The sequence below is a fragment of the Sulfurovum indicum genome (assembly GCF_014931715.1).
Taxonomy (GTDB): Bacteria; Campylobacterota; Campylobacteria; order Campylobacterales; family Sulfurovaceae; genus Sulfurovum; species Sulfurovum indicum.
Map to the genome: position 1 here is coordinate 573,377 of NZ_CP063164.1, position 14,875 is coordinate 588,251.

Consider the following 14,875-nt stretch of genomic DNA (forward strand, 5'->3'; position numbering starts at 1 on the left):
ACAAGGGGGGGGATATGTAGTTTTATTCCACCTCTTACGAAGAAGTATAGTAGAAAAGTTTGTCACATTTTGTCAAAATAATTTTTTTTTAAATTATTTTGTAATAAATATATATCCGGCACCGTAACTACTTTTTAAAACCTCTTTTGGAAGCTTTTGGCGAAGACGCTTAATAAGAGAAGTGACTGCATAAGAAGAGAAGTCGCGTTCAGGCTGGTCTTCATAGATACAGTTATAAATATCGATAGCAGAAACTGTTTGATCCGTTTTTGAAATGAGAAGAGCAAGTACCTTTTGTTCTTTGGGTTTCAGTTGGATCTCTTTTTCTCCGTGAAAGAGTTTTCCTTTGATCTTGTCCCAGTAGTATCCCTCTTTTATCGGAATAAGGGAGCGTTCTTCTCTCAGTTCTTCTACAAGGGTGAAAAGCAGTTCTTTCAGGGTATTGCTCTGTACGGGCTTGATCAGATACTTCACAAGATTCAACTCTATTGCTTGCAAAAGTTTGTCTTTTTCCGAGTGGGCAGTGGTGATGATGATCTTGGTCTTCCGGTCTTTTTCCCTGATCTTTTTGATCAATGAGAGTCCATCTAAAAGTGGCATATGGATATCTGCGATGACTATATCAGGACCTTTTGTCAAATAAAGCTCATAAGCACTTTTTCCATTTTCAGCAGCATAGACATGTGTGAAGAAAAGCTGGAGGTACTCTATCATAGAATGCAGCAGTTTTGTTTCATCTTCTGCAATAAGTATGGAAATGTCCTCTATTTTAACAGTTTCCATCTACTCGATCCAATATAATATGAAAGGCTGCACCTTTTGTACGGTTTTCAACATCCAATCTGCCGCCCATATTTTTCTCTATGATCATTTTCGAGATATAGAGTCCCAGACCTGTACCCATAGATTTATGTTTGGTCGTGAAGTAGGGATCAAAGATCCGCTGCATATGCTCAGGTTCGATCCCCCCTGCATTGTCGCTAATGGTCAAAGTAATATTTCCATTATTTTTAGAGAGGGTGACATCAATTTCGGCATGGGCTGTCTTTCTTTCAACCAGTGCATCTTTTGCATTGGTAAGCAGGGCCATAACGACCTGGGTGTATTCATTCATATACCCTTTTACATAGGCAGTGTCACGATATTCAAAATTAAGTGTGATACCGGCTTTTTCCAGGATTGGGTGCATAATGGTCAAAGCATGTTCTATCACATCCGATACACTGAATATTGTTTTCTTTTTTTCTGGATGATAAAAACGCATAAAATCATCAATGGTTTTTGACATATACTGAATATTGTTCTCCATCTCTTCGAGTTTTGCAAGGAGTTCGGTACTCTCCAGTATCTGCATTTGGGATTTCTCTTTTAGAATGGAAAGAATAGTATTACTGATTGCCAAAGGCTGTCGCCACTGGTGGGCAATATTCCCTATCATCTCACCTATATCTGCCATTTTTGCTTTCTGAAAGAGAAACTCCTCCTTCTCTTTCAGTGCATTCATTGATGCTTCCAGAGCCATATCTTTTTGTTTCAGCGCTTCAATAGTATAAAGCAGTTCATGCCGGTACGCTTTTTCTATATAGAGTCCGCACTCGAGTGCTTTCATCTGTTCGATCAATGCAGGAATATGTCTCTTTTTGATGATAGAACCGTGTTGCGGTGCTATCATCTCTATATCGAGTGCTTCTATTTTGGTGAGTGCATAGTTGAAGATATCGCGGCTTGGCATATATTCTGCATGGAACTGTTTGGCTTTTTCAAAATAGTTGTCTCCTGCAAAAAATTCCCAGGATTCTTCTATCCCTCCAAAAATATCTCCGGAAAAGAGTGTTTTGGTTTTGGGTTCATAGGTGACAAAAGCACCAGGTGAGTGGCAGTAGGGGGTGGTAATGAACTTAAGTTCCAGATCGCCGCACTGCAGACTATGATCATGTTTGTCTATTTCATAGTAGTCTGAGCGGATCAGGTAGTGTTTGACAAGCGGTACCATACGGGAATGTGTGATTACTTTCAGGTCACTTCTGTTGATAAGCTTTTCCATTTCAGGGACACTTGCGGCGAGGTCAGGGTCCTGATGATGGAGAATGATATATTTGATATGGTGCATATTGCTGATGGTATTGATCTTTCGGACAACAGCATTGAATTCCAGCATGGAACCGGGATCAATAAGAATGGAGTTTTCTCCATTTTCAATGAAGTAGGGGTGACACTGGAACGGATCATTGGGCAGATACATACCGACCCACCAGATCTCTTTGGCTATCTCTATTGCTTGTGTAAAATCCATAGACAAAGTGTAGTAAAATAAGTGTAACTTTTTCCTGATTTCAATCAATGAATAGGTGTATTTGTTTCTTGTGCAGCATACAGTAAGTCCCACCTCTAATATTATTTTGCTATAATCGGAGTAAAAATAATATAATATGGAGTGTTGACCATGCAGATGAGTGGTGCACAGATGGTGTGTGAAGCGATCATCGCCGAGGGAATCAAAACAGTTTTTGGTTATCCCGGCGGTGCGATCATGCACGTTTATGATGAGATTTACAAGCAGGACGGTTTTGAACATATTCTTACCCGTCATGAGCAGGCGGCTGTCCATGCAGCCGATGGTTATGCCAGGGCGACAGGCGAGGTTGGTGTTGCAATGGTGACATCCGGACCGGGCTTTACCAATGCTGTAACCGGATTGGCAACAGCGTATATGGATTCTATTCCTATGGTTGTCATCTCCGGGCAGGTACCGCTTTCGCTTATCGGAACGGACGGATTTCAGGAGATCGATGCGGTAGGTATCTCAAGACCATGTACCAAACACAATTTCCTGGTACGCTCACTTGAAGAGTTGCCGCGTATTCTTAAAGAAGCATTTTATCTGGCAAGAAGCGGAAGACCAGGACCGATACTGGTAGATATCCCCAAAGATATCACTGTTGAGGTTGGTGAGTTTGACTATCCTGAGTCAGTGAACATCCCAAGCTACAAACCGACTTATAAAGGGAATGCCAGACAGATCGAAAAAGCGGTTGATGCTATCAAAAAAGCCAAAAAACCACTGCTTTATATTGGTGGAGGCGTGGTACTTTCCAATGCTTACGAACTGGTTCGGCAGCTTGCTGAGAAGACACAGATCCCTGTGGTTGAAACTTTAATGGCAAGAGGAGTAATGGGTGCAAAAAATCCACTGCTTCTCGGTATGCTTGGGATGCATGGGAACTATGCTTCAAATATGGCAATGAGTGAAACAGATCTGGTGATTTCTCTGGGTGCACGTTTTGATGACAGGGTTACGGGGAAACTCTCCGAGTTTGCCAAATATGCGGATATCATTCATGTCGATATTGATCCGGCGAACATCGCAAAACTGGTAGATGTAGATTATCCGATCGTTGGTGATGTAACACAGGTGCTTGAGAAGATGATCCCGTTGCTTGACGGAGTCAATCCTGACCGTTATCAGGCATGGAGAGAGATTTTGAAGCGTTATGATGAACTTCATCCCCAAGCCTATGTGGATTCTGATGAGGTCATTAAACCGCAGTGGGTTATTGAACGCCTGGGAGAGTTGGTTGGTGAAGATGCGATCATCACTTCAGATGTTGGACAGCATCAGATGTGGGCGGCACAGCACTATCCGTTTGACAGACCCAGACAATGGATCAATTCAGGTGGTTTGGGAACGATGGGATTTGGTTTCCCTGCTGCGATCGGTGCGAAGAAAGCCTATCCTGAAAAGACAGTTATAAACATTACCGGAGATGGTTCGATTCTTATGAATATGCAGGAGCTTGTGACAGCAGCAGAGTACAAGATCCCGGTCATCAATGTGATACTCAATAACCACTTCCTTGGAATGGTACGTCAATGGCAGACCTTCTTCTATGAGAAGCGTTATTCCGAAACGGATCTTACATTCCAGCCAAACTGGAAAGCACTTGCCGAGGCATGTGGCGGTATCGGGTATGATGTTACGACCAAAGAGGAGTTTGATGCAGCGCTTGAGGATGCTATCAAACAAGACAAAGTATGTTTCATGAACGTAGCAGTTAACCGTTTTGAAAACGTACTTCCGATGGTACCGGCAGGCGGGGCACTCTTTAATATGATGCTACCACCTAAAATCGAAAAAGACGGGGAGGAGAAGTAATGGCAAAAAGTACCGATGAAAGACGTGTAATCTCCGTTGTCGTAATGAATGAAAGCTCTGTACTTGCAAGAGTTACTGCACTCTTTGCAGGACGTGGATACAATATTGAGTCTTTAACTGTAGCACCGATCCCTGAAAGTGATATGTCGCATATCACGATTGAGACCAAAGGAAATGCAAAGGTTATGGAACAGATCACCAAGCAGTTGCATAAGCTGATTCCTGTCTATAAAGTAATTGAGCATGAAGAGATGGTTGAGAAAGAGATGGTACTTATCAAGTTCCCTATAGCCGAGAATCTCAGTGATATTGCTGCATTGGCTGCTGCATATAACGGCGGTATTGTAAATGTAGGCAAAGAGATGGTTGTTGCTCAGGTAGCGGATGAGCCGAAACGTGTCAAGCACTTTATTGAAGCAGCACAGCGTTACAACCCATGTGAGATCGTACGTGGCGGTGTAGTTGCTATTGAACGATAGAGACTAACCTATTCCTACAAGCACAACATACAAAATTTTATAATGCCGGGCTACCCCTTTCGGGTACCCCCTATAAAAAGGACATTTTGTGACCTACACACTCTCCCAGATCAGCAAAACGCTCAATCTCGACTTTAATGGCAATGATATAGAAATAGACGGCATCCACACTCTCGCTGAAGCCTCTTCCTCCCAACTCAGTTTTTTTAACGATGCCAAATATGCTTTCCAACTTCCAAAAACCAAAGCCGGTGCAGTACTGATCGATTCTGAACATGCAAAGCTGCTGCCTGTTTCGACCATTGCGCTCATTACCGATGAGCCTTATCTGAAATTGGCATATGCCTCCAAACTTTTTGCCCATACCCTCTCTACGGTATCGGAAGCACCCAAAATGGGAAGCGACTGTGATATTGATGAGAGCGTACGGTTTGGCAGTGGTGTCGTGCTTGGTGAAAATGTGACTATACTGGCCGGGTGCTACCTTGGAGACCATGTCTCAGTCGGTTCAAATACGATTTTGCATCCCAATGTAACACTCTACCACGGTACCAAAATAGGTCGTAACTGTATCATACACAGTGGTACTGTAATCGGTTGTGATGGGTATGGATTTGCACATACAAAGCAGGGAGAGCATGTAAAGATCTATCAGAACGGAAATGTTGTGGTAGAAGATGATGTGGAGATTGGTGCGAACTGTACGGTTGACAGAGCAGTATTTGGTTCGACAGTCATCCGTAGAGGTACGAAGCTTGATAATCTCATTCAGATCGCACACAACTGTGATATTGGTGAGCATACACTTTGTGCGGCACAGGTTGGCCTGGCAGGTTCAACGAAGCTGGGCCGCAATGTCGTTATGGGTGGACAGAGTGCGACAGCAGGACATCTTGAAGTGGGTGATTTTTCTACTATTGCAGGGAAAGGCGGGGTAACAAAGTCACTTGAGGGCGGAAAAACCTATGCAGGCTTCCCTGCCGTTGAGATCAAAGTGTGGCGTAAGATGCAGGCTGCTTTAATGCGTTTGGTAAAAAACCGTTAACTTTTATGCTATAATGATTGAAATCCAACTTAACAGGAGTAAAGATGAGTGGTAAAGTAACAGAAATATCAGAAATAGGCCTAAGTAGCAGCAATGATGGAAAGATAACGGTTACAACGATAGAAGAGCCTTACGGTACCGGAAGTGAAAGTGTAGCAAGTATCGGTATCTCATTGCAGGCAAATGCAGAGGAGCCAGACTGGAAGGTGCATATTCCAAAAGCGAATATCGATGCAGTGATCGATGCGCTTCAAAAAGCGAAAGAAGCACTCTAAAAAAGAGTGTTTCGTTATTTAAATATTTATTTTTCCTGTGCTTTCATGGTCTTGTACTGTGCAAGTGCTCTATCCATAGCGTCTCTGTCGGGTATTTTACGTCCGGCTATATATCCCACAATATTCCCTTCCTCATCCAACTTTGGTTTGATCCATACAACAACAAGGTAGTACTTGCCTTCGCTTGTCATATTTTTGACATACCCTTCCCAATAGTTACCGTTTTTGATAGTTTCCCACATTCCTTTAAATGCAGCTTTTGGCATATCCGGATGACGATTGATACTGTGTGGAGAACCGATGAGCTCCTCTTTGCTGTAGCCGGTTAATTCTCTAAATTTGCGATTGGCGTAAGTGATGATACCGGCTGTATCGGTTTCAGTGATCATTACCCCACCGTCAAAAGGCACTTCTTCATCTATCGGATCAGGCTTGGTGATCTCTTTGCCTGTAATAATATTTTTGATTGATTTACCCATTTATTATCCTTGTTTTATGCATTTGGCAGAGGGAAAAAAGCAACTATGCTGTAGTTGGAAACTCGGTGTCCCCGAAAGATTTATAGCATGCTGTCCTGTCTCAGCAGAGAGGTCTGACTTTTTCCATACGTCTATTTTTTAGCGTTAAAATTATAGCATTTTAACCTCTTAAAAACAACAGATATAGAGTTTAACGATACTTTGATACAATTGCATATTATATTCTTGGGGAGAAACCCAGAAAAGGAATACTTTGCCTGTCACAGAAACGATTAAAAATCTTTTAGAAGAGCGTATACTTGTTATCGATGGTGCCATGGGTACACAGATACAGGATCTTGAAGTACCCAAAGAGGCATGGATAGACCACAGAGGTAAAGAGCAGGAGGGGTGTAATGAACTGCTCAATGATACTGCTCCCGAACTGATAGGGCGCATCCATAAACGATATGCAATGGCTGGGGCGGATCTCATTAAGACCAATACTTTCGGAACGATGCCATGGGTACTCGATGAGTATGAAATGGGTGAACGTGCCTATGAACTTTCGAAAAAAGGTGCACAGCTTGTAAAGAGTGTCTGTGAAGAATACAGTACAGAAAACGCTCCAAAATTTGTACTTGGTTCCATCGGTCCCGGAACGAAACTTCCCTCTTTGGGGCATATCCACTATGATGAGATGTATGAAGGGTATAAGGAGGTAGCTCTGGGGCTCATTGATGGTGGCTGTGATCTCTTTTTGCTTGAGACCTGTCAGGACCCGCTGCAGATCAAAGCGGCACTGCATGCCTGTGAAGATGCGAATAAAGAGAGAAATATAAAATTGCCAGTTATGGTCTCGGTCACTATTGAATTAAGCGGTTCTATGCTTATTGGAACAGATGCAACAACAATTGTAACGATTTTGGAGCCGTTCGATATTCTTTCGCTGGGCTTTAACTGCGGGACAGGACCTGACCAGGTAAAAAAACATCTCAAAGTGCTTTCAGAACTATGCAGTATTCCTATTTCTGTTCATGCCAATGCGGGACTTCCTCAGAATCGGGGAGGATACACCTACTACCCGATGGGACCGGAGGAATTTACCCAAAAACAGTTGGAATTTACAGCGTTTGACGGTGTGGGGTTTCTGGGCGGATGCTGCGGAACGACACCACAGCATATTCATGCACTGAAAAAAGCGGTTGAGACCATTAGACCTAAAAAACCTACAGGAAGTATCAAGCCAAGTATTGCATCACTCTTTAATACAGTCGAGCTTTTTCAGGAACCTGCACCGCTGCTCATAGGTGAACGGAGCAATGCAACCGGGTCCAAAGCCTTTAGAGAACTCATTATTGCCGGAGACTATGAGGGGACACTGACGGTGGGACAGGCACAGGTACGTGACGGAGCGCACTGTCTGGATGTCAACGTGGAGTTTGCCGGACGTGACGGTGCCAAAGATATGAAAGAGGTGATGGCACTTTACAATCAAAAGATCCCTCTGCCGTTGATGCCGGATGCCACACGTGTCGGAACAATGGAGGCCGCACTCAAGTGCATTGGAGGAAAGCCTATTATCAATTCGGTCAACCTTGAGGATGGAGAAGAGAAACTTGATGCCATCTGCCGTCTTGCCAAACGTTTTGGAGCAGCTTTGGTTTGTCTGACCATTGATGAAACGGGAATGGCAAAGACCACAGATACAAAATTGGCTGTTGCCGAGCGTCTTTATGATCTTTGTGTCAACCGGCACGGTATCGACCCAAGCAATCTTATTTTCGATATGCTCACATTTACGGTAGGATCTGGAGATCTTGAGTACCGTGATGCTGCTATTCAGACTCTTGAGGCGATCAGGGAACTGCACAGGCGTCATCCTGAAGTGGGGTCGACGCTGGGGCTTTCCAATATTTCGTTCGGTTTGGACAAAAATGCACGTATCTTCCTGAATTCTGTTTTCCTTCATCACTGTATTCAGGCAGGGATGACCTCGGTTATCATCAATGTCAAGCATATTGTCCCTATGGCAAAGATGAGCCAGGAAGATATTGATATATGTGAAGAACTGCTCTTTCATCCTGATGACAATTCACTTTTCAAGTTTATTGAACACTTTTCTGACAAAACACTGGATGATTCGTCCACCGATGAAGCATATGAGGCAATGAACATAGAAGAGAAGATCGCCAAACTGCTGCTTGACGGGGATAAAGAGCGCATGATCCCGTTGGTTGAAGAAGCACGACATGATATTCATCCGGACAAGATTGTCAACGAAATTCTTATTGATGCGATGAAGGTTGTGGGTGAACTCTTTGGGTCAGGACAGATGCAGTTGCCGTTTGTACTCCAGTCGGCAGAAACTATGAAAGCAACAGTTGATTATCTTAATCCGTATCTGACCAAACAGGAGAAAGAGACTGATACGACACTGGTGATCGGTACGGTCAAAGGGGATGTACATGATGTTGGGAAGAATCTGGTCGATATTATCCTCTCCAACAATGGTTTCAAGGTGATTAATGTCGGAATCAAAACCGAACTTCAGGAGTATCTGGATGTAATGAAGGAAAAGTCTATTCAGGCTATCGGTATGAGTGGATTGCTGGTCAAGTCTACTGCTGTGATGAAAGATAATCTTGAAGCAATGGCTGAGATGGGAATTGAGATCCCTGTGTTGCTTGGAGGTGCTGCTTTGACACGCAGTTTTGTCGATGACTTCTGCCGCCCCGTATACAAAGGACCGATCTTCTACTGCCGTGATGCTTTTGACGGAGTAATTGCAATGAGCCGCATAGAGAAGTACAATGAAGATCCAGCTGCCGGGTTGGATACGCGTCTGGCAGGAGATATGGTGAAAAGAGAGGAGAGGAAAGAGAAAAAAGAGGTGGTTATTCCTCCTTTCGAAGAGATAAAGATGCCGCCTGCTGTAGATATTCCCACTCCACCGTTCTGGGGCAGAAGAGTGCTTCAAAAAGATGATCTTGATCTCGATATGATCTTTGACTGGGTTAATCAGAAAACAGTTATAAAGATGCACTGGGGATACAAAAGCAAAGGGATGGACAAGGCAGAATACCAGAAGCTGCTTGATGAAACGGTCTATCCTGCCTATGAGCGCCTGAAAAGAGAGTTTATCCAAAAAGACCTTTTTGATCCGACGATCATTTATGGGTATTATCCGGTACGAAGCAATGACCAGGAACTTCTGGTCTTTGATGAACGTGAAGGCTGGAATATTGATGCCAATGCGAACCGTGAAGCCTTCAAAGAGGTAGTAGGCAGAGCAGAATATGCCTTCTCTTTTCCAAGACAGAGAAGAAAACCCTACCGTGCGCTCAGCGATTTCTTCAGGCACGAAAGACATGATGTTCTTCCCATTACCTGTGTGAGTGCCGGGCCTAAGTTTTCTGCATATGAAAAAGAGCTTTACGATGCAGGAAAATACCTGGAGTATAATATGGTTCACGGTTTTTCCGTAGAACTTGCCGAGGCTTTGGCAGAAGTGGTACACAAACAGATACGTATGGATCTTGGTATCTTGAAAGAGGATGAAAAAGCAACTCTGCGTGATGTACGCATGAACCGATATCAGGGAGCACGCTATTCATTCGGCTATCCGGCCTGTCCCGATCTGGAACAGAGTCGTATTATCTTTGATCTGCTTAAACCTGAAGAGTTCGGTATCGAGCTTTCTGAAACTTTTCAGATTCATCCTGAACAGAGTACGACAGCTTTGGTGGTGCATCACCCTAAAGCAACCTACTATGCAGTGTAACCGGAAGAGAGGTTCTGCATGGTGCCTCTATGTTGAACACGTCACTATGGTGTAATATATGCTTCAATCGTTCCCACGTTGTACGTTGGAACGTATATTTCAAATCTAATATGCCCACAAATCGATAGCATGCTGTGCTCATCTATATGTTCCTGCGCAAAGCATGGGAACGAGTTTAAAGATCACTTGCTTGTAGCAAGTATCCGGACGGAATGAAAAAGACCGTTTACTTGATGCCATACTTGTCGCCGTAATTCTCAACAACAAAGTCAATATCTTTATCACCGCGTCCCGAAAGGTTTACAAGGATCGTACCGCCGTTATTATTCTCTTTTGCCAGCTTCAGAGCATAGGCAACAGCATGCGCTGATTCGATCGCCGGTATGATCCCTTCTTCTCTTGAGAGTTCGAAGAAGGCATCAATCGCTTCATGGTCGTAGACGTAGTGGTAGTTGACACGGCCGATGTCTTTGAGATAGGCATGCTGCGGACCGACCGATGGATAGTCAAGCCCACTGGCAACAGAGTAGACCTCTTGAGGTTCTCCATTACTATCCTGAAGCATATAGGATTTAAATCCGTGCATAACACCAGGTTTGCCGAGCGTCATAGTTGCTGCATTCTCTCCAGGAATCTCCAGGCTGCGTCCTGCAGGCTCCACACCATGCATGGCAACGGACTCATCATTGATGAATGCAGTAAAGAGCCCCATGGCATTGGAACCGCCACCGACACTGGCAACAAGATTCTCAGGCAGTTTTCCTGTTATCTGCTGAAACTGCTCTTTAGCTTCCACCCCGACGATCGACTGGAAGTCACGTACCATTTTCGGAAAGGGGTGAGGTCCTACGACCGAACCGATGGCATAGAACTGTGTGACGGGGTCTTTAAGATAGTTTTCAAATGCTGTGTCGACCGCCTCTTTGAGTGTCCGTCTTCCATGGGTTGCCGGAATAACCTTTGCTCCCAGAATGTGCATACGTACGACGTTTGGACGCTCTTTTTCCATATCGACCTCACCCATGTAGATGTCACACTCCAGCCCGACCAAAGCGGCAGCTGTTGCCAGTGCGACACCATGCTGTCCCGCACCGGTTTCTGCAATGAGTTTCTTTTTCCCCATCTTTTTTGCAAGCAGTGCTTCACCCAGACAATGATTGATCTTATGTGCACCGGTATGGTTGAGGTCTTCTCTTTTAAAATAGATGGCGGCACCATACTTTTTAGAGAGATGTTTGGCATGGAAAAGAGGACTTGGACGGCCTACATAGTGCTGATAGAGATCAGCCAGTTCATTCAGGAAGTCGGAGTCTTTTCTTATTTCATCGTAAGAACTACTGATCTCATTCATGATGACTTGAAGTTCCGGTGGAATGAAGGCCCCTCCATACTCTCCAAAAAATCCATTTTCATCAGGCAGCGGACAATCGAAAATATTTTCAGCCATAGTCAATCCTTATATATGCAGTTTTGACAATTGTACTTTAAAAGCGTTTGTGAATAACTGAAGGGTTTTTTATGTTAGAATATTTAGAAAAGGTGGAATATGGAGATCAAAAAAGGGATTTACCGGCATTATAAAGGCTGTGAGTATGAGGTATTTATGACGGCACGACATTCGGAAACAGAGGAGTGGCTGGTGGTATATCGCGCACTTTATGGTGATTATGGCGTATGGGTACGTCCTTATGAGATGTTTATTGAAAAAGTAGAAGTCAATGGAGAAAAGGTGGATCGGTTTACATTTCTCTACGCATGATTCTAAATTCCCTCCATTCTTCTTGCTTCAAAACTGACAAGGATATCATCTGAGAATCTAAAAGAGAGTTCAACAGGACGACAGCAGACCTCGCAGTCTTCGATATATTCACTCTCCTCTTCAGATGGGTCGAGTATCATTGAAATCTGTTCCCAGCAGTAGGGACAGGTAAAAAAATGTTCCATTGGTTTCTCCTTAATTCTGTTATTGTCAATGATCACTGTCTCTTTTCCTGAACCATCTTGTCAACCAGTTAGGTAAAGTACACCCGCTGCACTCTCCAGTTCTTTCACAGCGGCTCATCTGAATGTTCCGCCCGAGTATGATGGTGAAGCCTATGGCGATGACAAGCTGGAGTATACCGATACTCCATTGGTGGTTGATGAGGTTTTGGATACTTAGGACAAGCATCAGGATGGTGACGATAAGGCACACAAGGATATCCTTAATTTTATGTGATTGTATTATACTTCTTTGGTTATATCAAAGGTTTACTTTTAATAAGGGGTGATATCCCTGCTTTTTTAGAAAAAGTAGGTAACAATAGTTACTTTTTCAATTGTGCGGACGGTACCCGGGGCAATCTGTTTCGGAAATGTGGTTGCGTATGTACCTGCATAACCTGGCGCAAAAGTGACAAAACCATGTGTTCATAAAAAAATATCTGTAGAATGCGTTTTAAACGCACCATGTAAAGGAACAAAATGTCAAAGATCATTGAACATTTCAAAACATTGACTCAGATACCGCACTGCTCTAAAGAGGCAGACAAGCTGTGTGATTTTTTGGTTGGTTTCGCCAAAGAGAGAGGGTATGAGGCAGAAGTAGATGAAGTGAAGAACATCTACATCCATAAAGGTACACCAAGACTTTGTCTGCAGGCACACTACGATATGGTCTGTATGGGGAAAGCCCCTCAAATAGAGACCTATGAGGAAGATGGTTGGATGAAAGCCAAGGATGCCTCTTTGGGAGCAGATAATGCAATGGCGATAGCCATGATGATGCAGCTGATGGAGGAGGGAAAGGTATTGGAGTATCTTATCACTTCCGATGAGGAGATAGGACTTATCGGTGCCAACCAGCTTGCCTTTGATCTGAAGGCCTCCTACATGCTCAATCTTGACAGTGAGGATGAGGCGGAAGTCTACATCGGGTGTGCAGGAGGAGCGGATATTACGGCATTCAGGCAGGATAGCTATACGGAAGGAAAAGGAGCCTGTTATGAAGTGGCGGTCAGGGGGCTTTCGGGTGGACATTCCGGGGTTGACATCGATAAGAATATCCCCTCTGCCATTAAGGTGCTGGGAGCGTATTTGGCAAAGCAGAATGTTACACAGCTTGTCAGTCTCTATGCCGGAGAGCGTCGCAACTCCATTCCTGCCAATGCCGTGGCTATCGTGCGGAGTGAAACAGTGTTGCCGAATGAAGAAGCGGTGACGGCAAGGGTTTTAGATGAGTCACCGGATATCCTGAAAGAAGGAGCTCGGATCATCGAACTGATAAACTGCTTCAGGCATGGAGTACATCAAATGAACAAATCATTTGGTATTCCGCATACGAGTATTAATCTTGCCATTATATCGGCCGATGAAAAGGGAGGTATGCAGGTAGAGACCAGTGCCAGGGCAATGGATATGGAGGCACTGGAGAAGCTGACACAGGAGACGGTAGAACTGTTTGAAACTTTTGGGTTGACTGCAAAAGTCGAAGACAAGTATCCCGCATGGAAACCAGAGGTTACCGACTTTACAAAATTGGTAGACAAAAAGATGCAAGAGGTGTTCGGTCAAAGCAGGCTGATGGCGATCCATGCCGGGCTTGAGTGCGGAGTGATCGCCCAGAAGTATCCTCATATAAAGTTCGCTTCTATCGGGCCGACCATACGTTATCCGCACTCAACACGTGAGATGGTACAGCTTGATTCTGTGGAGAAGACTTTTTCAGTGCTTGAGAGGATCATCCAGGCTCTTTAGAAGATGGGTCAAGGAACGACTACTCCTGCTCATAATGTATTAATCATGTGTAGGTGTGACCATGTCACACATCCTGACGATGTTGATATCTGGTATGGGATCAAGACGTTATGCAGCGTTTGGTATAGCCAAACCTACTGAAATTTTTGTTGTTTTATGAAGAGGAGGAAGAGGGGTATTATACCTTGAAACTCTCTTTCGTTTTACAGTGTGCTGCCAGGAAACAGTCATCACATTCAGGTTTGACAGCCTTGCATCTGTAGCGTCCAAAAAGGACCATTGCCTGATGAAGACGGTGCAGATCGGTTTTGAACTTCCTTGTCAGCTCCTCTTCGCACTTGAGAGCAGTGGGAGCATCACACAGTCCCAAACGGTGTGCTACACGGTAGACATGTGTGTCGACTGCCATCAGGTTGGCACCTGTGTATTCTATCATTACCACGTTGGCGGTTTTTTGCCCTACACCTGCAAGTTTGACCAGTTCATCCCTCTCCAATGGTATCTCTCCACCGTAATTCTCTACGACGGACTGTGCCATTTTGATGAGGTTCTTTGCTTTGTTGTTGAAGAATGAACAGGTATTGATGTAGGATTTGACCTCGTCCAGATCTGCGTTGGCAAGGCTGACAGGATCGGGGTAGCGTTCAAAGAGCGCTGGTGTGATGATGTTAACCCGTTTGTCGGTACATTGCGCCGAAAGCATCACTGCAATGAGCAGCTCATATATGTTTTTATATTCCAGCTCAGTAACCGAATCAGGGTAGTGTTCCAAAAAGAGTGCTTTGATCTCTTCAATCTCTTTTTTTGTTGCTTTTTTTACCTTTTTAGCCATAGTGACTCAACTCCTTAAGAAAATCTTAGCATAACGCGTATTTGTTAATGAATTGTTTAACTAGAACAGATATACTATTATCACTTATAATTTTAAATCAAAAAGGACATCGTT

At 44.0% G+C, this 14,875-nt stretch carries 14 protein-coding genes; 7 read left to right on the plus strand and 7 right to left on the minus strand.

Features of this window, described 5'->3' with window-relative positions:
• Positions 1 to 93: 93 nt before the first annotated feature.
• Positions 94 to 783, minus strand: coding sequence for a response regulator transcription factor (locus IMZ28_RS02910; RefSeq protein WP_197549239.1), 690 nt, complete (start codon positions 781 to 783; stop codon positions 94 to 96).
• On the minus strand, positions 770 to 2,293 hold the full coding sequence (locus tag IMZ28_RS02915) for an oxygen-binding di-iron domain-containing protein (RefSeq protein WP_197549241.1): 1,524 nt from the start codon (positions 2,291 to 2,293) through the stop codon (positions 770 to 772). Before IMZ28_RS02915 ends, IMZ28_RS02910 begins: the two co-directional genes overlap by 14 nt.
• A 150-nt stretch (positions 2,294 to 2,443) precedes the next feature.
• On the opposite strand from IMZ28_RS02915, the gene IMZ28_RS02920 reads away from it, so the two are divergent.
• From IMZ28_RS02920 to IMZ28_RS02935, 4 genes are all read left to right on the plus strand, one after another.
• Positions 2,444 to 4,153, plus strand: coding sequence for an acetolactate synthase large subunit (locus IMZ28_RS02920; protein WP_197549243.1), 1,710 nt, complete (start codon positions 2,444 to 2,446; stop codon positions 4,151 to 4,153).
• Complete coding sequence (gene ilvN, locus IMZ28_RS02925; protein WP_197549245.1) at positions 4,153 to 4,632, plus strand: acetolactate synthase small subunit; 480 nt, start codon at positions 4,153 to 4,155, stop codon at positions 4,630 to 4,632. The genes IMZ28_RS02920 and ilvN overlap by 1 nt, the downstream gene beginning before the upstream one ends.
• A gap of 88 nt (positions 4,633 to 4,720) precedes the next feature.
• The gene (gene lpxD, locus IMZ28_RS02930; RefSeq protein WP_197549247.1) at positions 4,721 to 5,677 is read left to right on the plus strand and encodes a UDP-3-O-(3-hydroxymyristoyl)glucosamine N-acyltransferase; all 957 of its coding nucleotides are present in this window, start codon (positions 4,721 to 4,723) and stop codon (positions 5,675 to 5,677) included.
• A gap of 44 nt (positions 5,678 to 5,721) precedes the next feature.
• On the plus strand, positions 5,722 to 5,952 hold the full coding sequence (locus IMZ28_RS02935) for a hypothetical protein (protein WP_197549249.1): 231 nt from the start codon (positions 5,722 to 5,724) through the stop codon (positions 5,950 to 5,952).
• A gap of 26 nt (positions 5,953 to 5,978) precedes the next feature.
• Here IMZ28_RS02935 and IMZ28_RS02940 read toward each other — a convergent pair whose 3' ends face one another.
• Positions 5,979 to 6,431: a PAS domain-containing protein gene (locus IMZ28_RS02940; protein WP_197549251.1), complete on the minus strand. Its 453-nt coding sequence runs from the start codon at positions 6,429 to 6,431 to the stop codon at positions 5,979 to 5,981.
• 253 nt (positions 6,432 to 6,684) lie between these two features.
• On the opposite strand from IMZ28_RS02940, the gene metH reads away from it, so the two are divergent.
• Positions 6,685 to 10,194 carry a methionine synthase gene (gene metH, locus IMZ28_RS02945; RefSeq protein WP_197549253.1) on the plus strand — a complete coding sequence of 1,170 codons (3,510 nt, stop codon included), beginning with the start codon at positions 6,685 to 6,687 and terminating at the stop codon, positions 10,192 to 10,194.
• A gap of 226 nt (positions 10,195 to 10,420) precedes the next feature.
• Here the strand turns inward: metH and trpB are convergent, their stop codons facing one another.
• On the minus strand, positions 10,421 to 11,641 hold the full coding sequence (gene trpB / locus IMZ28_RS02950) for a tryptophan synthase subunit beta (RefSeq protein WP_197549255.1): 1,221 nt from the start codon (positions 11,639 to 11,641) through the stop codon (positions 10,421 to 10,423).
• 99 nt (positions 11,642 to 11,740) lie between these two features.
• Here trpB and IMZ28_RS02955 point away from each other — a divergent pair, with 99 nt between their 5' ends.
• Positions 11,741 to 11,953 carry a DUF1653 domain-containing protein gene (locus IMZ28_RS02955; protein WP_197549257.1) on the plus strand — a complete coding sequence of 71 codons (213 nt, stop codon included), beginning with the start codon at positions 11,741 to 11,743 and terminating at the stop codon, positions 11,951 to 11,953.
• A gap of 2 nt (positions 11,954 to 11,955) precedes the next feature.
• Here IMZ28_RS02955 and IMZ28_RS02960 read toward each other — a convergent pair whose 3' ends face one another.
• Together IMZ28_RS02960 and IMZ28_RS02965 are read right to left on the minus strand one after the other, a co-directional pair.
• Positions 11,956 to 12,138 carry a CPXCG motif-containing cysteine-rich protein gene (locus IMZ28_RS02960; RefSeq protein ID WP_197549259.1) on the minus strand — a complete coding sequence of 61 codons (183 nt, stop codon included), beginning with the start codon at positions 12,136 to 12,138 and terminating at the stop codon, positions 11,956 to 11,958.
• Between the two features lie 25 nt (positions 12,139 to 12,163).
• Complete coding sequence (locus IMZ28_RS02965) at positions 12,164 to 12,388, minus strand: hypothetical protein (RefSeq protein WP_197549261.1); 225 nt, start codon at positions 12,386 to 12,388, stop codon at positions 12,164 to 12,166.
• A 269-nt stretch (positions 12,389 to 12,657) separates the two neighbouring features.
• Here IMZ28_RS02965 and IMZ28_RS02970 point away from each other — a divergent pair, with 269 nt between their 5' ends.
• On the plus strand, positions 12,658 to 13,929 hold the full coding sequence (locus IMZ28_RS02970) for a M20/M25/M40 family metallo-hydrolase (RefSeq protein WP_197549263.1): 1,272 nt from the start codon (positions 12,658 to 12,660) through the stop codon (positions 13,927 to 13,929).
• Between the two features lie 178 nt (positions 13,930 to 14,107).
• Here the strand turns inward: IMZ28_RS02970 and nth are convergent, their stop codons facing one another.
• Positions 14,108 to 14,761, minus strand: a complete 654-nt coding sequence (nth, locus tag IMZ28_RS02975; RefSeq protein WP_197549265.1) for an endonuclease III — start codon at positions 14,759 to 14,761, stop codon at positions 14,108 to 14,110.
• Positions 14,762 to 14,875: the final 114 nt, after the last annotated feature.